This window comes from Streptomyces sp. NPDC104381 (assembly GCF_055583745.1).
The window spans coordinates 135838-154635 of the sequence record NZ_JBVJNK010000010.1 but is presented as its reverse complement, the minus strand read 5'-3'; the positions used below and the strand labels follow the sequence as shown (position 1 = coordinate 154635).

Sequence of the window (18798 nt, the reverse complement as noted above, 5' to 3'; positions counted from 1 at the left end):
GTTCACAGAGAATGGTCTTATTGACCCGCCGCACAGCGATGCGGCGCAGTGTTCCGCTCACAGTCCCCGTTGTTCCTCGGAAGGGCACAGCCATGTCCCAGTACACGCAGCCGCAACAGCCCCAGCAGCCGTACGCCCCCGCGCAGACGCCGGGCACGCGGCCCGCCCGTAACGGCCTCGGTGTCGCCGCCCTCGTGCTCGGCGTCATCGGGACGGTCTCGGGGCTGATCCCGTTCTTCTTCTGGCTCGCGGGGATCCTCGGCCTGATCGCGCTGATCCTCGGCCTGGCGGGGCGGGGCCGCGCCAAGCGCGGAGAAGCCACGAACAAGGGGGTGACGACGTTCGGCGCGGTCCTCGGGCTCGTCGCGCTGGTCCTGTCGGTCGTCGGAGCGGTCCTGACGTTCAAGGCCGTGGACGACGTGGTGACCGACATCAACAAGGCGGTCCAGGAGAGTTCGGCCTCCGCGAAGCCCGCGGCCGACGGGGAGGCGGCCGCCGAGGGGGCGGCCGGAGGCACGGAGGGCAAGGACGACGTCCTGAGACAGGGCGACTCGGCCGTCTACGACGACGGGCTGGAGATCACCGTGGGCGCCCCGGCGTCCTACACCGCCGACGAGTTCGCGGTCGGTCACACCAAGGGCAACAGTGCCTGGACGGTCTCGGTCGTCATCGAGAACAAGGGCAAGGAGAAGTTCGACGCGGCGCTCGTCAGCGTCGACGCCCGCGCGGGCGAGGACGGTGTGGACGCCGAGCAGATCTTCGACGGGCAGATCGGCGAGGGGTTCACCGGCACCGTCCTGCCGGGCAAGAAGATCACGGCGAAGTTCGCCTTCGACGCCCCCGCCGACGCAGCGAACCTGACCGTCGAGGTCGCCCCAGGCTTCGACTGGGACGCCAGCCAGTGGGAACTGAAGCTCTGACCGACGCGGACGCCGGCCCGCCCCCTCGGGGCGGGCCGGCTCTCCTGCGTCAGCCCGTCCGGTGCCGCACCCAGACGTTCGGCTCGACGTACACGGCGTACCCGTGGGCGGGCGAACAGTGCACCGGCACCAGCGCGCCCGCCACCTCCACCGGCCCCTCCGTGTCGAACGGCAGCCCGGTCCACTCCCGCCACCGGTCCAGCGATCCGCTCACCGTCATCGACACCGGGGCCACGCCCTCGATGACCCCGCCGGCCCGCACATGGACCCGCAGCCACGGGTCGTACGGCAGTCCGTCCTCGTCCCGGACCCGGCGGGCGTACTCCTCCATCGGCACCGTGGCCTCCGCGTGCTTCGCGCTCGGCCTGACGGGGGCGACGAGTTCCCTGAACCCCAGGCGCCGGGCGTTGTCCCGCATCGCGGCCACCATGCGCCCCGAGATCCCCTGCCCCAGCCGCCCGGTCGTCACGGCGATCTCGATCGCGCTGACGGTGTCCGGGGTGCGCCCGTGCCGCAGATCGGAGAACGCCCACAGCAGCACCTGGTCCCAGCCGCCCTCCGGCAGCCGCCCCCGCCCCGGCGCGCCGAGGGCGAAGGGCACGCTGTACCCCCGGGCCACCACGGCGCCCTCCGAGTCGGTGGCCACGAGCACGAACTCGGGGAACTCGGCGGCGATACGGGGGAAGTTGGCCCAGCCGACCAGGTCCTCCAGCACGAAGGCGGGCCAGGTGTCGGGCATCTCCCCGAGCGCCCCGGCGAGCCCGGGCCGCTCGGCGAGCGTGGTGATCTTCAGGTCCATGCGGTCACGGTAGGCCGCGCCCGGCCCCGGGCCAACGGGTTTCCGGGCGCACACCGGGCCGGCGACGAACACCCCGTCACGGACAGACGGGCACCCCCGCCACGGACAGGGGAACCACCGGCCCCGCCGGGGCTCCTCAGCGCGAGGGCGCCTCGGTCGGGCTGCCGCCGGTGGGCAGCTTCTCTGCGGGGCAGCCGGACAGCACCTCCCGCATGGCGTCCCGCTCGGCGTCCGTCACCCACAGCCCGTACTTCGCCTTCACCGACACCTGGCCCGCCACATACGTGCAGCGGTACTCCTTGTTGGGCGGCAGCCAGGTCGCGGTGTCCCCGTCCCCCTTGCGGCGGTTGGTGGAGGAGTCGGCCGCCACCAGGTTGAGCGGATCGTTCGCGAACGCCCGGCGCTTGCCGTCGCTCCACTGCTGGGCGCCCTTCTGCCAGGCGTCGGACAGGGCGACGAGGTGGTCTATGTCCACCTTGCTGCGGCCGCGTTCGAAGGAGATGCGGCCCCCGGTGTACGGATCGGGGTCGAGGACGCCGCTGAGCACCTTGCAGCCGTCGGCGTCCCGCCGGACGCCGGACAGCTGGTGCGCGAGCACGTCGTCCCGGGTGCCGCAGCCGTTGTGGTCGGTGTCCGCCCAGGCGGACCCGAAGGCGTCACGCTCGTAACCGGTCTTGGGCGCCCGGCCCTTCACCGTGAGCCCGTCGACCGCCTTGAGCGCGGTCCCGCCGGCGGCCGGCGCGGTCGTGGTGGCCGAGGGGTCCGGCAGATCGTCCAGGGCGTCGCAGCCGGTCAGGGCGAGCGAGCCGGTCAGGGCCAGCGTCAGCAGCGGGGCCAGGCGGTGGCGGTGCGGGCGGCGTACGGAAGGAAGAGGCGTCACGGCGGTCCAGCGTAGGCCCAGGACGCACGGCGTCCCATACCGCCTTGCGCCCCCTCCTCACCGCGCGCCGGGCGGCGCCCCCGCCCCGCGCCGCCGGACGCCCCGCCCTACGACCCCAGGATCGTCGTGAGGAACTCACCGGTCCACGAGAGCAGTTCGCGCCCCACGACCGGCTTCCCGCCGATCCGTCCCGCCGTCGGCCGTGGCACCAGGATCTGACGCGTGGCCGGCTTGAAGATCGTCTTCGGGTGCAGCCGCTTCAGCCGCAGCTCCTGCGACTCCCTCAACTCCACCGGCGCGAAGCGGATGTTCGGTCCCTGGAGCACGATCTCGCCCACCCCGCAGGCCCGGGCCAGCATCCGCAGCCCCGCCACCAGCAGCAGGTTCTCCACCGGCTCGGGCAGCTTGCCGTACCGGTCGGTGAGCTCCTCGCGCACCGCCCTGATGTCCTCCTCCGAGTTCGCGGAGGCGATCGAGCGGTACGCCTGGAGGCGCAGCCGCTCCCCCGGGGCGTAGTCGTGCGGGACGTGCGCGTCGACCGGGAGCTCGATCTTGACCTCCAGCGGCGGCTCCTCCTCGACCCCGCCGTCCACCGCCGCCCGGTAGTCGGCGACCGCCTCGCCGACCATCCGGATGTACAGGTCGAAGCCGACCCCCGCGATATGACCGGACTGCTCGCCGCCGAGCAGATTTCCCGCTCCGCGGATCTCCAGGTCCTTCATCGCCACGTACATGCCCGCACCCATCTCGGTGTGCTGGGCGATCGTCGCCAGCCGCTCGTGCGCGGTCTCGGTCAGCGGCTTCTCCGGCGGATACAGGAAGTAGGAGTAACCGCGGTCCCGGCCACGGCCCACCCGGCCGCGCAGCTGGTGGAGCTGGGAGAGACCGAAGTTGTCGCCGCGCTCCACGATCAGCGTGTTCGCGTTGGAGATGTCGATGCCGGACTCGACGATCGTCGTGGAGACCAGCACGTCGAACCGCTTCTCCCAGAAGTCGACGACGACCTGCTCCAGCTGGCTCTCGCCCATCTGTCCGTGCGCCGTCGCGATGCGCGCCTCGGGCACGATCTCCCGCAGCCGCGCCGCCGCCCGGTCGATGGACTCGACCCGGTTGTGGATGTAGAACACCTGGCCCTCACGCAGGAGTTCACGCCGCACCGCCGCGCCGATCTGCTTCTCCTCGTACGGCCCGACGAAGGTGAGGACGGGGTGCCGCTCCTCGGGGGGCGTCGTGATCGTCGACATCTCGCGGATGCCCGTCACCGCCATTTCGAGCGTACGGGGGATGGGCGTCGCCGACATCGTGAGCACGTCCACGTTGGCGCGCAGCTTCTTCAGCTGCTCCTTGTGCTCGACGCCGAAGCGCTGCTCCTCGTCGACGATGACCAGGCCCAGGTCCTTGAACTTCGTCTCCGACGAGAACAGCCGGTGCGTGCCGATGACCAGGTCCACGGACCCGTCCTTCAGCCCCTCCAGCGTCGCCTTCGACTCGGTGTCCGACTGGAAGCGGCTCAGCGCCCGTACGTTGACGGGGAACTGCGCGTACCGCTCGGTGAAGGTGCCGAAGTGCTGCTGGACGAGGAGCGTCGTGGGCACCAGGACGGCGACCTGCTTGCCGTCCTGGACGGCCTTGAAGGCGGCCCGCACCGCGATCTCCGTCTTGCCGTACCCGACGTCGCCGCAGATCAGCCGGTCCATCGGGACGGACTTCTCCATGTCCTCCTTGACCTCGGCGATCGTGGACAGCTGGTCGGGCGTCTCCGCGTACGGGAAGGCGTCCTCCAGCTCCCGCTGCCACGGGGTGTCGGGGGCGAAGGCGTGGCCGGGGGCCGCCATCCGCGCCGAGTACAGCTTGATCAGGTCGGCGGCGATCTCCTTGACGGCCTTCTTGGCCCGCTGCTTCGTCTTCGTCCAGTCGGCGCCGCCGAGCCGGTGCAGGGTCGGGGCCTCGCCGCCGACGTACTTGGTGACCTGCTCCAGCTGGTCGGTGGGGATGTAGAGGCGGTCCCCGGGCTGGCCGCGCTTGGCGGGGGCGTACTCGACGAGGAGGTACTCGCGGGTCGCGCCCTGCACGGTGCGCTGCACCATCTCGATGTAGCGGCCGACGCCGTGCTGCTCGTGGACGATGTAGTCGTTCGCCTGGAGGGTCAGCGGGTCGATGGACTTACGGCGGCGGGCCGGCATCCGCCCCAGGTCCTTGCTGGCGGTGCGCTGCCCGGTCAGGTCCGTCTCGGTCAGCACGGCCAGCTTCAGGGCCGGGTCGACGAAGCCGTTGCCGATCGCGCCGCAGGAGACGTGGACCAGCGACGGCGTGATCTCGCCCAGGTCCTGGTCGAGGCGGGCCGGGATGCCCTCGCCGCCGAGCACCTCGACCGTACGGGAGGCGGGGCCCTGGCCCTCGGTGACGTACACCGTGCGCCAGCCCTCGGCGAGCCACCCCTTGGTGTCGGCGAGGGCCCGGGCGGTGTCGCCCCGGTACGTCTCCGGGGCGTGCATCCCGAGCTTCAGGGAGTCCCCGTCGAGCTCCTCGTCGGCGGCGAACGGGGAGGTGGACCACCACATCATGCCCAGCTCACGCGCCCGGTCCCGGACGTCCGCGATGCCCCACAGAGAGGCCGCGCCGACATCGATCGGGGCCTCGCCGCCGCCGGCCGTGGCCGCCCAGGACGCCTGGAGGAACTCCTGGCTCGTCGCGACGAGGTCGGCGGCCCTCGTCCGCACCCGCTCCGGGTCGCAGACCAGCGTCATCGAGCCCTTCGGCAGGACGTCGAGCAGCAGCTCCATCTCGTCGACGAGCACCGGGGCGAGGGACTCCATGCCCTCGACGGCGATCCCCTCGGCGATCTTCCCCAGCAGTTCACCGAGCTCCGGGTGGGCCTCGGCGAGGGCCGCGGCCCGGGTGCGCACCTCCTCGGTGAGCAGCAGCTCACGGCAGGGCGGGGCCCACAGGCCGTGCTCGGCGACCTCCAGGGACCGCTGGTCGGCGATCTTGAAGTAGCGGATCTCCTCGACGTCGTCGCCCCAGAACTCCACCCGCAGGGGGTGTTCCTCGGTCGGCGGGAAGACGTCCAGGATGCCGCCGCGCACGGCGAACTCGCCGCGCTTCTCGACCAGCTCGACCCGGGCGTACGCCGCTGCGGCGAGCGCGTCCACGACCTCACCCAGATCCGCGGTCTGCCCGCTGCTCAGGGCGACGGGCTCCAGGTCGCCGAGCCCCTTGACCTGCGGCTGGAGCACGGAGCGCACCGGGGCGACGACGACGCTGACCGGGCCGGTCTCCGGGTCGTCCGGCCGGGGGTGCGCAAGCCTGCGGAGCACGGCGAGACGGCGGCCCACGGTGTCCGAGCGCGGCGAGAGCCGCTCGTGGGGCAGGGTCTCCCAGGAGGGGAACTCCGCCACGGTGTCCGGCGGCAGCAGGGTCCGCAGCGCCGCCGCCAGGTCCTCGGCCTCCCGGCCGGTCGCGGTGACGGCCAGCACCGTACGCCCGGCGTCCCGGGCCAGCGCGGCCACGGCGAAGGGGCGCGCGGCGGGCGGGCCGACCAGGTCGACATGGGCCCGGTGGCCGTCGGAGGCGGCCTTCACCGCTTCGGAGAGCGCCGGGTCGGTGACGACGACATCCAGCAGACCGTGCAGGCTCATGAAGGTTCCGTCCGGTGTGGCGAGTGAGCGACTGTGACGCGTGAGCAACGCGAAGGGCCCGACACGTGGAACGGGCCGGGGGCTCCAGCGTACGACGCCGGTGTGTCACTCGCGCGAGGGAACGCCGTTGTCCGTACGGCGGCAGGGGGGCTAGCGTTAGTCCGGTAGCTAGTCCACTTCTGGCCCGAGCGAGGCGGTCATGGAAGCAGCCCGGCAGTACAACGTGCACGAGGCGAAGACCCACTTCTCCCGGATCCTGCAACAGGTCGAGACGGGCGAGGAAGTCGTGATCAGCCGGGCGGGGGAGCCCGTCGCCAAGGTCGTGCCCCTGCACCCGAAGGTGCGACGGACCGGTCGCGGCTCGCTCCGGGGACAGATTCACATCCCCGACGACTTCGATGAACTCCCGGACGACATCGCCGAAGCCTTCGGGATGCGCTGATGCGTCTTCTGCTCGATACCCATATCGCCCTCTGGTGGCTCGAGGACTCCTCCGAGCTTTCCGAGGAGGTGAAGGACCTGATCGACACGGAGCCCGCCGTGTTCCTCAGCGCCGCCACTCCCTGGGAAATCGCCATCAAGCAGTCCGCCGGGAAGCTCGCGGGACCCGATGACCTGGCCGAGCGGGTCCGCGACTGCCAGCTGACAAGCCTCGCGATCACCGCGGGGCACGGGGTCAGGGCCGGCCGTCTCCCCCCGCTCCACCATGACCCCTTCGACCGCATCCTCGTCGCCCAGGCCCAGACCGAAGGGCTGACGATCGTCACCCGCGACAAGTGGATCCCCCAGTACGACGTGCCGGTCATGCACGCCTGACGAGGGCGGCGGGACGCGAACCGGCCCCGGGGTGTTTGGAGGAACACCCCGGGGCCGGTTCGGTCATCCTACGGCGGGCTCCGTCACCCGTCCGTGGCGATCGCGTTCAGGACGTTCATCCGGCCCGCCCGGAAGGCCGGGACCAGGGCGGCGAACAGTCCGACGAAGGCCGAGGCGACGAACACGGTGAGGATCGTCGGCCACGGGATCTCCAGGACACCGAGCCCCTCCAGGGCCAGCAGCTTCTGGGCGGAGGTCCCCCAGCCCATGCCCAGGCCGAGTCCGAGCAGCGCGCCGAACAGGGCGATGACCACGGACTCCAGCCGGATCATGCGGCGCAGCTGGCGGCGGGAGAGGCCGATCGCCCGCATCAGGCCGATCTCGCGGGTCCGCTCGACCACCGAGAGGGCCAGCGTGTTCACCACACCGAGCACCGCGACGATGATCGCGAGGGCGAGCAGGCCGTACACGATGTTCAGCAGCTGGCCGATCTGGTCCTTCAGGTCCTCCTTGAAGTCGGCCTGGTTCTGCACCTTGTACTGCGGGTACGCGGCGAGCGAGCTCTTGAGGGCGGCGTAGGCCTCCTTCTCCTTGCCGTCCTCCGCCGCGGCGAACATGATCATGTTTCCGGGCATCCGGTCGGCGGCGACGAAACGCTCGGCCGTGGAGGTGTTGATGTACATCGCGCCCTGGTCGACGCTCGTGTCGTCCGAGGTGATCGCGGCGATCTTCAGCTTCGCGGTGTCGCCGGCCTTGAAGGCGACGGTGAGCTCGTCGCCGACCTCGATGCCGTGCAGGTCCGCGTAGTCCGAGCCGACCGACATGGAGTCCGCGCCGTACGCCTTCTCCAGGTCACCGGCGACGGTCTCGCGCCGCAGGTCCTGCGGGTACGTCGGGTCGGCGGCGGTGACGTGCTCGTCCGCCGTCGAACCGTCGGGGTTGGTGAGCTTCGCGGCCAGCACCTTGTAGTGGGTGACGTGCTCGATGCCGGGCACCTTCCCGATGGCGTCGGCGGCCTGCGGCACGATCAGCTGGCCGGTGTTCGACTGGACGATGAAGTCCGTGCCGACCGACTTGTCGAGCTCGTCGGTGGCCGAGGCGACCATGGACGAGCCGACGACCGACAGGCACGCCACCAGGGCCAGGCCGATCATCAGGGCCGCGCCTGTCGCCCCCGTACGCCGGGGGTTGCGCAGGGCGTTGCGCTCCGCGAGCCGTCCGACCGGGCCGAACAGCCTGAGGACGACGATGCCGAGGACCCGGACGACCGCGCCGGCGAGCAGCGGGCCGATCACGATGAAGCCGATGAGGGTGAGGACCACCCCGAGGCCGAGGTAGAGCGAGCCCTCGCTCGCCTCGTCCACCCGGGTCGCCGCCCACAGACCGGCGGCGCCGGCCCCGGTGAGGACCAGGCCGATCCCGGCCCTGACCCAGCCGGACTTCGCGTCGGCCGGGGTCCCGGCGTCCCGCAGGGCGGCCATCGGGGAGACCTTGCCGGCCCGGCGGGCCGGGACGTACGCGGCGAGGACGGTGACGACGATGCCGAGCGCCAGCCCGATCACCGGGGTCGTCCAGGCGATGGTGAGGTCCTTGGTGGACAGCTCCATGCCGACCGCGCCCATGAGCTTCATCAGCCCGACGGCGAGACCGATGCCGGAGGCGACGCCCAGGACCGATCCGACGATGCCCAGGAGCACCGCCTCGACGAGCACCGAACGGTTGACCTGCTTGCGGCTGGAGCCGATGGCCCGCATGAGGCCGATCTCGCGGGTGCGCTGTGCGACCAGCATCGAGAAGGTGTTGACGATCAGGAAGATGCCGACGAGGAAGGCGATCCCGGCGAAGCCGAGCATCGCGTACTTCATGACGTCCAGGAAGGAGCCCATGGAGTCCTTGTTGGCGTCCGCGGCCTCCTTCTGGGTCTGCAGCTTGTACGCGGCCGTGTCACCCAGCGCGGCGGCGACGTCCTTCTTCAGCTCGGTGTCCCCGACACCCGCTTCGGCGGTGACCGAGATGTGCGTGAAGACGTCGGGCGCGCCCAGCAGCTTCTGCTGCGCGGTGGCGGTGTCGAGGTAGACGACGGCCGCACCGGGGTTGGTCACGGTGAACGAGGCGATGCCGCTGATCTTCGCCTTGATGTCACCGGTGACGGCGATGGTGCGTACCTCGTCGCCGATCTTCAGGTGGTGCTTCTCCGCGGTGTCGGCGTCGATCATGGCCTCGGTGGGCCCACGCGGGGCGTGGCCGGAGGTGATCTCCATGGACCGCAGGTCGTTGTCGGTCCAGTTGCCCGCGATGGTCGGGGCGCCGGTGTCGGAGCCGAGGTTCTTGTTGTGGCTGTCGACGAGCGTGACGGCCATGCTGCTGACCGCGCCCTCGGCCTTCTTCACCCCGTCCACGCCGGCGACCTCGGTGACGACGGAGGCGGGCAGCGACTCGGGCCTGCCGTTCTCCGGGACGTCGGTGACCTCGGCCGTCCTCGGGCTGACGGTCACGTCGGCGGACGTCGCCGCGAAGAGCTTGTCGAAGGTGGTGTTCATGGTGTCGGTGAAGACGAGCGTGCCGCAGACGAACGCCACCGACAGGAGGACGGCGACGGCGGAGAGCGCCATCCGTCCCTTGTGCGCGAGGAAGTTGCGCATCGAGGTCTTCCAGACGGTCATGACGTCCGCCCGCGCGCGTCGAAGTCCTTCATCCGGTCCAGGACCTGCTCGGCCGTGGGGTTCCTCATCTCGTCGACGAGGGACCCGTCGGCGAGGTAGAGGACGCGGTCCGCGTAGGAGGCGGCCACCGGGTCGTGGGTGACCATGACGATGGTCTGGCCGAGCTCGTCGACCGACCTGCGCAGGAAGGACAGCACCTCGGCGCCGGCCCGGGAGTCCAGGTTCCCGGTGGGCTCGTCGCCGAAGATGATCTCGGGGCGGGCGGCGAGCGCCCGGGCGACGGCGACGCGCTGCTGCTGACCGCCGGAGAGCTGGGTGGGCCGGTGCTTGAGCCGCTCGGCGAGACCGACGGTCTCCACGACCTGCCGCAGCCAGGCCGCGTCGGGCCTACGGCCCGCGATGTCCATGGGCAGCGTGATGTTCTCGAGGGCGTTGAGGGTGGGGAGCAGGTTGAACGCCTGGAAGATGAAGCCGATCCGGTCCCGGCGCAGCTGCGTCAGCTTCTTGTCCTTGAGACCCGTGATCTCGGTGTCGGCGAGGTGGATCCGACCGGAGGTCACGGTGTCCAGACCCGCCAGGCAGTGCATCAGCGTCGACTTGCCGGACCCGGAGGGGCCCATGATCGCCGTGAACTGCCCGCGGACGATGTCCACATCGACATGGTCGAGCGCCACGACCCGGGTCTCCCCCGCGCCGTACGCCTTGACGACCTGCCGCGCTCGCGCGGCGACGGCCGTACGCCCTCCAGTGTCCCCGTGCCTGGGAATGGTCACAGCCGTTGTCACGGTTTTTCTCCTATGTCGGTCGATGCGCGGACGTCTCTGTGTACGTTCCGAGTCTCGGGTGAAGAGGGGTTCCGGCGCGCTGGTGCCCGGCGCAGTCTTCGAGGGGGGTTTCCCCCACCCCGCTCCCTGCGGCCGGCCGCATCCGCGGTGCGTTCCACGGTGTGTCCGCGATGTAGGAACACGTTAAGGAACCGGGGTCCCGCGTCTCGTCCTCCGGCGGGAGGAACGGCCCCCGGGCCCCGTCACGGTGCTCCCCCTAGGGGTCGGGGCCCCCGGGGCGGGACCTGAGTAGGGGATCTCACTCCTCGGCCCACGACTCCCGTGCGCCCACCGGCGGTGAGACAGTGTCACCCGGGAAATAGATGCATAGGGAAGGGAACCCTGTGGGCGGCACGGACGGCACCGGCGGTACGGACAGCCCCGAAGCGGTACGCGGGAAGACCGCCCCGGACACGGCACCGGGCACCGACCGGGGGCGCCGCCCGGTCGCCGCGGCTCTCATGCTCGGCATGGGGCTCGCCGCCATCGACGGCACGATCGTGGCGACCGCCGTCCCGCAGATCGTCGGCGACCTCGGCGGGTTCTCCGTCTTCTCCTGGCTCTTCTCCGGCTATCTGCTCGCGGTGACCGTCACCCTGCCGGTGTACGGAAAGCTCTCCGACACCTTCGGCCGCAAGCCGGTCCTGATCGCGGGCATCATCCTCTTCCTGGCCGGGTCCCTGCTCTGCGCCGTCGCCTGGAACATGGCCGCCCTCATCGCCTTCCGGGTCGTCCAGGGGCTCGGCGGCGGCGCCCTCCAGGGCACCGTGCAGACCATCGCAGCCGACCTGTACCCGCTGAAGGAACGGCCGAAGATCCAGGCGAAACTGTCGACGGTCTGGGCCACTTCGGCCGTGGCGGGACCCGCGGCCGGCGGACTGCTCGCCGCGTACGCGGACTGGCGCTGGATCTTCCTGATCAATCTGCCGGTCGGCGCCGTCGCCCTCTGGCTGGTGGTCCGTCACCTCCACGAACCCGCCCGGCCGCGCCCCGCCGTCCGTCCCCGCATCGACTGGGCGGGCGCCCTCGCGGTCTTCGCCACCGGCGCGCTGCTGCTGACCGCGCTCGTCCAGGGCGGTGTCGCCTGGCCGTGGCTCTCGGCCCCCTCGCTCGGACTGCTGGGCGCGACCGCCGCCTCGGCCGTCCTGACCGTCGTCATCGAGCGCCGCGCCGCCGAACCCGTCATCCCCGGCTGGGTCTGGCGGCGGCGCACCATCGCCTCGGTCAACCTCGCCCTCGGCGCGATGGGGCTGCTCATGGTCGCCCCGACCGTCTTCCTGCCGACCTACGCCCAGTCCGTCCTCGGACTCGGCCCGATCGCCGCCGGGTTCGTCCTGTCCGTGATGACCTTGAGCTGGCCGGTCGCCGCCGCCCTCTCCGACCGGGTCTACAACCGCATCGGCTTCCGCCGCACCGCGATCACCGGGATGTCCGGGGCGCTGCTGGTCCTGCTCTGCTTCCCGCTGCTGCCCTACCCCGGCGCCGCCTGGCAGCCCGCCCTGCTCATGCTGCTGCTCGGCGCGACGCTCGGCCTCTTCCAGCTCCCGCTGATCATCGGGGTCCAGTCGACGGTCGGCTGGACCGAGCGGGGCACGACGACCGCGTCCGTGCTCTTCTGCCGCCAGGTCGGCCAGAGCGTGGGCGCCGCGCTCTTCGGAGCCGTCGCCAACGGCGTCCTCGCCTCCCGGCTGGCCGCCTCCCCCGTCCCGGGGCTGCCCGGCGACCTGGACGCCGTCTCGCACGCGCTCGACGACGCCGGGGCGCTGTCCGCCGCCGCGACGGACTATCTGCGGCGGGCCGTCGACACCGCCGTGGACCACGTGTTCACCGGTGCCGCGGTCGCCGCCGTCCTCGCCCTGCTGGTGCTCGTCCTCGTGGCCCCGCGCCGCTTCCCGGTCCTGGACGAGCACGAGAGCGCTCCCCGGGCACCGAAGGACTAGACAACTGGCGTGTTACCTGGGGTAGTTCGCCCCTAACCCTCCCCCTCCGCGATACCCGCGAGTAACGTACGCGCTCCCACCAGCGCATCCGCGCACCTGCCTTGCAGCCCGTCCCCGGGCCCGAGCCATGCAGGGAGCACCGCCATGCCGCACGACTCGCAGCCACCCCCACCCCCGACCGGGCCGCCCCCGCACATCCACCGCCCGGCCCCGCCCCCGTACCCCGGCGACTACCTCATGCCCTGGCAGAGCTGCCCGCCGCCACGCCCCCGCCGCGCGCCCGCACCGAACCCCGCTCCCGCACCGGGGCACCACAGCGACCTGCGACGGCTGCGCACCGCCTACCGCCTGCTGCGCCGCGTCCCGACCCTCACCGCACTCGGCTACTTCACCCTGTTCCTGCTGCTGTCCGGCTACGCGCCCGCCCTGATGACCCGTCCCGTGGGCGACGGCGGGCTCACCACCGGCCTCCTGCTGGGCCTGTGCCAACTGCCCGTCGCACTCGTCTCGATCGCGGTGTACGAGTGGACCGCCCGCCGCACCGTCGACCCGCTCAGCGCCGGCCTCCGCGACCGGGCCGCCCGCCGGCACCACACGGGCGGACCCGCGCCGGCGGGCGACCGCAGGACGGGGGCCGGCCGGTGAACGGGTTCGACGAGTCCGCCCGGTCGATGTCCCTGACCGCGTTCATCGCCGTCGCCAGCCTCACCCTGCTGCTCTGCGTGATGACCGGGCCCGACCGCGACGACCTCGACGCCTTCTACACCGGCTACCGCGCGCTCACCCCGCTGCGGGGCGGCCTCGCCATCGCCGGTGACTACCTCTCCGCCGCCACGGCCCTCGGCACCACCGGGGTCATCGCCCTCACCGGCCACGACGGCCTCGTACTGGCCCTCAGTACGGTGCTCTCGCTGGTCCTGCTGATGTTCCTGCTCGCCGAACCCCTGCGCAACGCGGGCCGGTTCACCATGGGCGACATGCTCACCCGGCGGGCCCCCGGCCGGGCCGCCCGCATCGCCTCCTGCACCGTCACCCTCGCCGCGCTGCTGCCGCTGATGGTCGTCCAGCTCGCCGGCAGCGGCGATCTGCTCGCCTTCGTCCTCGGCTTCGACAGCTCCGGATTCCGCACCGGATCCATCATCGCCCTCGGCGCCGTCATGATCGGTTACGCGGCCATCGGCGGCATGAAGGGCACCGCCCTGATCCAGATCGTGAAGACCGTCGTCCTCCTCGGCGCGGGGCTCCTCGTCTCCGTACTCGTCCTCGACCGCTTCGGCTGGGACACCGGCACCCTGCTGCGCGCCGCCGGGACCGGAAGCGGCGCGGGCGCCGCCTACCTGCGCTCCGGCCTCCAGTTCGGCGGCAGCGAGCTCGACATGATCAGCTCCGAACTGACCGTCGTGCTCGGCGCCGCCTGCCTGCCCCACATCACCATGCGGATGACCAGCGTCCGCGACGCCCGGGCGGTCCGCCGCTCCCTGTCCTGGGCCGTCGGCATCGTCGTCTGCCTCTGCCTCCTGCTCGCCGTCATCGGCTTCGGGGCCGCCGCGCTCGTCGGGGGCGAACGCATCACCGCCGCGGGGGCCCAGGGCAACAGCGCCGTCCTCCAGGTCACCGGAGCCGTCGCGGGCGCCGGCGAGGCGGGGGCGCTCGTCGTCACCACCATGACCACGGCGATCTTCCTGACCCTGCTGGCCTCGGTCGCCGGAATGATCCTGGCCTGCGCCAACTCGCTCGCCCACGACCTGTTCGCCCACGGCCGGCGGAACGGCCGGCCCCTGGAACCCCGTACCGAGATGGCGACGGCGCAGGGCGCGGCGATCGGCGTCGGGGCGCTCGCCGTCACCCTCGCCGTCCTCGCCCGGCACTGGAACGTCCAGGCGCTGGTGGCCCTGTCCTTCTGCGTCGGGGCGTCCGCCATCGCCCCGGCGCTCGTCTACAGCATGTTCTGGCGCCGCTTCACCCGGACCGGGCTGCTCTGCACGCTCCTCGGCGGCACCGCCTGTGTGTTCGTGCTGATCACCGGCACCAACCTCGTCTCCGGCTCCCCCGGTTCGGTCTTCCCCCACCGCGACTTCAACTGGTTCCCGCTCACCACGACGGGGCTCGTCTCCATCCCCTTCGGCTTCCTGGCCGGGTGGCTGGGAACCGTGTGCGGGCGGGACGCGGACGCGTCGGGACAGCGCCGCCAGTACGAGGCCGTCGAACCCTGGATCCTCGCGGGAGCCCCACCGGCGGGACGGAGATGAGACGGGCCCGGCCCCGGCCCCCGCACAGGGGTCGGGGCCGGGCCCGTCGGCGTACGGGGGTGAACCGGGGTCAGCCCTTGAGCGCGGCCACCTCGGGCGAGGCGGCCGGGTCGGCCGTCCCGTCGGCGCCGGCGGCACGGCGCACGGCCGGGATGAGGGCCGCGATGGCCGCGGCGACGAGGGCGACACCGCAGCCGAACATCAGGCCCGTACGGAACCCGGCCTCGGAGGTGAAGCTGTAGCCGGCCGTCTCCGTGGTCATCTGGGCGAGGAGCGCCCCGATCACGGCGGCGCCGATCGAGGTGCCGAGCGAGCGCATGAGCGTGTTGAACCCGTTGGCGGCGGCCGTCTCCGACAGCGGCACCGAGCTCATGATCAGGGCGGGGATCGCACCGTAGGCGAGACCGACACCGCTGCTGCTGATCATGAGGAACAGCATCAGGCCCCAGGCCGACCCCATCAGGAGGATCCCGATCCCGTAGGCGGCGGCGATGACCAGCACACCGGAGACCAGCGTGAACTTCGGGCCCCTGGCGTCGATCAGCTTCCCGCCGAGCGGGGAGACGATCATCATCATGAGGCCGCCGGGCGCCATCCACAGGCCGGCGGCGAGCATCGACTGGCCCAGGCCGTATCCGGTGGCCTCGGGGAACTGCAGGAGCTGCGGCGCGATCAGCATGCCGGCGTACATGCCGAAGCCGACGAAGAGCGACGCGACGTTGGTGATGAGGACGCGCGGACGGGCCGTGGTGCGCAGGTCGACCAGCGGGTCCTTGGTCCGCAGCTCCCAGAGGCCCCAGAGGAGCAGCACCACGACGGAGGCGGCGAACAGGCCGAGCGTCGTCGTGGAGGCCCAGCCCCACTCGGCGCCCTTGGAGACGGCCAGGAGCAGGCAGACCAGGCCGACCGCCAGACCGAGGGCACCGGGCACGTCGAAGCGCTGCCCCTTGGCGCCGGCCGGGACGTCCGGGATCAGGAACCAGATCAGGGCGAAGATGATGAGGGCCAGCACGGCCGAACCCCAGAACAGCACCCGCCAGTTCGCGTACTGGGCGACCGCCGAGGCGATCGGCAGGCCGAGGGCGCCGCCGATGCCGAGGGAGGCGCTGACCAGGGCGATGGAGGAGCTCATCTTCTCCTTCGGCACCACGTCACGCAGCAGGGCGATGCCGAGCGGCACCATGCCCATGCCCATCCCCTGGAGACCACGTCCGACGATCATGGGGACGACGGAGGTCGCGAGCGCGCACACGACCGACCCGAGGAACAGCGGAACGGCGCAGACGAGCAGCATCCGGCGCTTGCCCAGCAGGTCGCCCAGCCGCCCGGAGACCGGCACGCACACCGCCGAGACCAGCAGAGTCGCCGTGATCACCCAGGCGGCGTTCGAGGACGTGGTGTCGAGGAGCTTCGGCAGCTCCGCGATCAGCGGGGTGACCAGGGTCTGCATGATCGCCGCCACGGTGCCGGCAAAGGCGAGCGTGGCGATCACACCGCCTGATCTGGCTGTCGGCCGGTGGGCATCCATGAGCGTGGGACTCCTAGGGGGTCGGCGGCGCGCTCTCCGCGCCAAGGATGTGCATCGTACACGTCCAATGTGTCATACACGTTATATGCCCAGTACACATCTCATGGCGTGGCCGACGTGACGAAAACGGGCGTCGGGAAGGCCCCTTCGAGTGCCTTCCCGACGCCCGCCCGACGCGAGGCCGCCGCCCCTCAGTCCCCGACGGAACCCGACACCGCGCGCCCCGTCAGCGCCGCCAGCGAACTGCGTACGTGCGCCATGTGCGCCTGCACCTCCTCGCGGCCCTCCTCGTGCTCCCGCAGGATCCGCTCGGTCTCCCGCGCCACACGCTCCTCCGCCATCCGCGCCCCCGACAGCAGCTCGGCCGCCCGCGCCTCCGCGTCCTCCTGACCGTGCCGGGCCGCCTCCTCCGCCTCCGAGAGCTCCCGCCGCGCCGCCGCGAGCACCTCCTCCCCGCGCGCCGCCAGCTCCGCCTCACGCTCGGCCGTCGCGGCCTCGGCGCCGGCGATCGCACCGTCCGCCGCCTTGCCCCGCTCCGTGTGCTCCTGCTCCTGATGAGCCAGCACACCCGCCGTACGCCGACGGGTCTCGGCCATCTCCGCATCGGCGGCCCCCCGCACCTCACCGGCCTCCTGGCGCGCCTCCTCCACCAGCGCCCCGGCACCGTCCCGCGCCACGGTCAGCGTCTCCTCCGCACGGGCGTCCGCGGCCGCCCGCACCGCCCCCGCCTGCGCGCGCGCCTCCTCACGGAGCTCCCGGCCCGCCGCGTCCGCCGCGTCCCGCAGCGCCTGGGCCTCCTCCAGCGCCGCACCCCGCGCCGCCTCCGCCTCGGCCTCCGCCAGAGCCAGGATCTGCCGCGCCCGCTCCCCCAGCGACTGATACGTCTGCGGCGGGAGCGAGGCCACCACCTCGTCCAGCCGCGCGGACTCCGCCGCCAGCTCTTCGGCCCGCGCCGTCAGCACCGAGAGCCGCTCCAGCGCCCCGTCCCGCTCCGCCGACAGCGCGGCCACCGTGCGGTCCACCTGCTCAGGACGGTAACCACGCCCCCGTACACCGACGAAACCGTGCGCGGACACCGGTCCACCACTCATCCCTGAAGCCCTCTTTCCGCTCTCCGACCCCACGACCATGAAGCAATACGTCAAGGATGCGGTAATTGGCCCGGAAGTCGGAATCGATCAGCTGCATTCAGGACCGAAGCGACCCGTATCACAGAAGCCCACACAAAAGGCGCCCGCCCCATCACGGGACGAGCGCCTTTCATACACAACACGTCAGATCCGATCGGGCCGGATGATCGGGCCGGATCACCGGATCACCGGGTCACCGGGTCACCGGGTCACAGCAACCCGTCCCACATCTGCTCCAGCAGCACCGACCACCAGCCCTCCGGCGACGCCAGCGCCGCCGGATCGATCGCCACCAACTGCGCCTGGAAATCGACCGTCCAACGGCCCGCCTGCTCCGGGTTCAACCCGAACCGCAGCCGCCACATCCGGCCCAGCAACGCCATCGACCGTACGAACTCGGGCAGCCCCGTGTTCACGAACTGCGGCGGAACCGGCTGACCACCAGGACCCGCCTCCACCGGAACGGCCACGATGTTCGCCGTCCCGTACTGCACACAGATCGCCCGGCCGAAGTCCGAACCCATCACCAGGTACGAACCCGCGTCCGACGCCGGCTGCACCTGACGCTGCGCCGCCAGCTCCGCCAGCGTCGGCACCACCGGATGACCCGGCTGCGCCCAGAAGAACGGCCCGAAATCAACGGGAAGACCCGCCCACATCAGCGTCCGCGCCACCACCTCGGGCACACCCTGACGGGACACCGCCCGCTGGTCGAAGCGCAGCACACCCTGAGGACCGAACGCCCCCAGCATCTCCTCCGCCAGCGCCTCCGGAGGCACCGCCATGGCAGGCGGCATCTGCGGCAACGGCGCCCGCACCGGAGCCGGCCGCGCCGGACCGTCCGCCACCTGGTGCAACTCACCCTGATGCGTCAGCAGATGCTGCATGCCCTGCTGCCGGCTCGCGTGATCCGTCCCGTACGGAGCGACGCTCGTGATCCGGACCTGCGGCCACGTCTCCCGGATCATCCGCGCGCAGTAACCACCCGGCAGCTCACACGACTCCAGCTCCGTGTGCAGCTCGATCACCTGCTGCGGCGGCACGTTCATCCCCCGCAGCTCATGCAGCATCTGCCACTCCGGATGCGGCGTACCCGGCGCCGAACGCCGGATCAGCTGCTGCTCACTGCCGTCCGCCGCACGGAAACGCAGCACGGCCTGATACCCGGGACCGACCGTCGGCTGCCCCGCCGGCTGCTGCGGATAGCCGTACGCCCCGGGAGGCGGCGTCGCACCCGGAGGCGGGCCGGGCGGCGCCGGCGGACCGGGCGGACCCGGAGGACGCGGCGCGTTCGGGCCACCGATACTCGCGTCCGCGAACATCGTCGCGGCATGGTGCACCCCACCACCCGGAGGCGGCGTCGCACCAGGAGGACCAGGCGGACCAGGCGGACCAGGCGGACCGGGAGGCG

14 protein-coding genes are annotated in these 18798 nt (G+C 71.9%); 6 read left to right on the top strand and 8 right to left on the bottom strand.

Annotated features, from left to right (window positions below; translation table 11 throughout):
* The first annotated feature begins 92 nt into the window (after nt 1–92).
* The gene (locus ACZ607_RS31000) at nt 93–920 is read left to right on the top strand and encodes a DUF4352 domain-containing protein (protein WP_469740229.1); all 828 of its coding nucleotides are present in this window, start codon (nt 93–95) and stop codon (nt 918–920) included.
* A 49-nt stretch (nt 921–969) separates the two neighbouring features.
* Here ACZ607_RS31000 and ACZ607_RS30995 read toward each other — a convergent pair whose 3' ends face one another.
* From ACZ607_RS30995 to mfd, 3 genes are all read right to left on the bottom strand, one after another.
* Complete coding sequence (locus ACZ607_RS30995) at nt 970–1719, bottom strand: N-acetyltransferase (protein ID WP_469740226.1); 750 nt, start codon at nt 1717–1719, stop codon at nt 970–972.
* Nucleotides 1720–1855: 136 nt separating this feature from the next.
* The gene (locus ACZ607_RS30990; RefSeq protein ID WP_469740224.1) at nt 1856–2599 is read right to left on the bottom strand and encodes an HNH endonuclease family protein; all 744 of its coding nucleotides are present in this window, start codon (nt 2597–2599) and stop codon (nt 1856–1858) included.
* Nucleotides 2600–2706: 107 nt separating this feature from the next.
* A complete protein-coding gene (gene mfd / locus ACZ607_RS30985; protein WP_469740222.1) occupies nt 2707–6237 on the bottom strand; it encodes a transcription-repair coupling factor in 3531 nt (1176 codons plus the stop codon).
* Between the two features lie 199 nt (nt 6238–6436).
* Between mfd and ACZ607_RS30980 the strand changes: the two genes are divergently transcribed.
* Both ACZ607_RS30980 and ACZ607_RS30975 read left to right on the top strand, forming a co-directional pair.
* Complete coding sequence (locus ACZ607_RS30980; RefSeq protein WP_401521862.1) at nt 6437–6679, top strand: type II toxin-antitoxin system Phd/YefM family antitoxin; 243 nt, start codon at nt 6437–6439, stop codon at nt 6677–6679.
* On the top strand, nt 6679–7053 hold the full coding sequence (locus ACZ607_RS30975) for a type II toxin-antitoxin system VapC family toxin (RefSeq protein WP_469740220.1): 375 nt from the start codon (nt 6679–6681) through the stop codon (nt 7051–7053). Before ACZ607_RS30980 ends, ACZ607_RS30975 begins: the two co-directional genes overlap by 1 nt.
* An 83-nt stretch (nt 7054–7136) precedes the next feature.
* On the opposite strand, the gene ACZ607_RS30970 is transcribed toward ACZ607_RS30975, so the two are convergent.
* Nucleotides 7137–9716: an ABC transporter permease gene (locus ACZ607_RS30970; protein WP_469740217.1), complete on the bottom strand. Its 2580-nt coding sequence runs from the start codon at nt 9714–9716 to the stop codon at nt 7137–7139.
* Complete coding sequence (locus ACZ607_RS30965) at nt 9713–10501, bottom strand: ABC transporter ATP-binding protein (RefSeq protein WP_469740215.1); 789 nt, start codon at nt 10499–10501, stop codon at nt 9713–9715. Before ACZ607_RS30965 ends, ACZ607_RS30970 begins: the two co-directional genes overlap by 4 nt.
* Nucleotides 10502–10863: 362 nt before the next feature.
* Here ACZ607_RS30965 and ACZ607_RS30960 point away from each other — a divergent pair, with 362 nt between their 5' ends.
* The 3 genes from ACZ607_RS30960 (at nt 10864) to ACZ607_RS30950 (ending at nt 14729) form a co-directional block, all read left to right on the top strand.
* On the top strand, nt 10864–12480 hold the full coding sequence (locus tag ACZ607_RS30960; RefSeq protein WP_469740212.1) for an MFS transporter: 1617 nt from the start codon (nt 10864–10866) through the stop codon (nt 12478–12480).
* Nucleotides 12481–12624: 144 nt separating this feature from the next.
* Nucleotides 12625–13125: a DUF485 domain-containing protein gene (locus tag ACZ607_RS30955; RefSeq protein WP_469740210.1), complete on the top strand. Its 501-nt coding sequence runs from the start codon at nt 12625–12627 to the stop codon at nt 13123–13125.
* Between the two features lie 26 nt (nt 13126–13151).
* Nucleotides 13152–14729 carry a sodium/solute symporter gene (locus ACZ607_RS30950; protein ID WP_469740452.1) on the top strand — a complete coding sequence of 526 codons (1578 nt, stop codon included), beginning with the start codon at nt 13152–13154 and terminating at the stop codon, nt 14727–14729.
* A gap of 70 nt (nt 14730–14799) precedes the next feature.
* Here ACZ607_RS30950 and ACZ607_RS30945 read toward each other — a convergent pair whose 3' ends face one another.
* The 3 genes from ACZ607_RS30945 to ACZ607_RS30935 all read right to left on the bottom strand — a co-directional run.
* Complete coding sequence (locus tag ACZ607_RS30945; RefSeq protein WP_469740206.1) at nt 14800–16257, bottom strand: MFS transporter; 1458 nt, start codon at nt 16255–16257, stop codon at nt 14800–14802.
* Between the two features lie 191 nt (nt 16258–16448).
* Complete coding sequence (locus ACZ607_RS30940) at nt 16449–17348, bottom strand: cellulose-binding protein (RefSeq protein ID WP_469740203.1); 900 nt, start codon at nt 17346–17348, stop codon at nt 16449–16451.
* Between the two features lie 248 nt (nt 17349–17596).
* A partial coding sequence (locus ACZ607_RS30935; RefSeq protein WP_469740201.1) for an SUKH-4 family immunity protein occupies nt 17597–18798 on the bottom strand: 1202 nt, incomplete at its 5' end.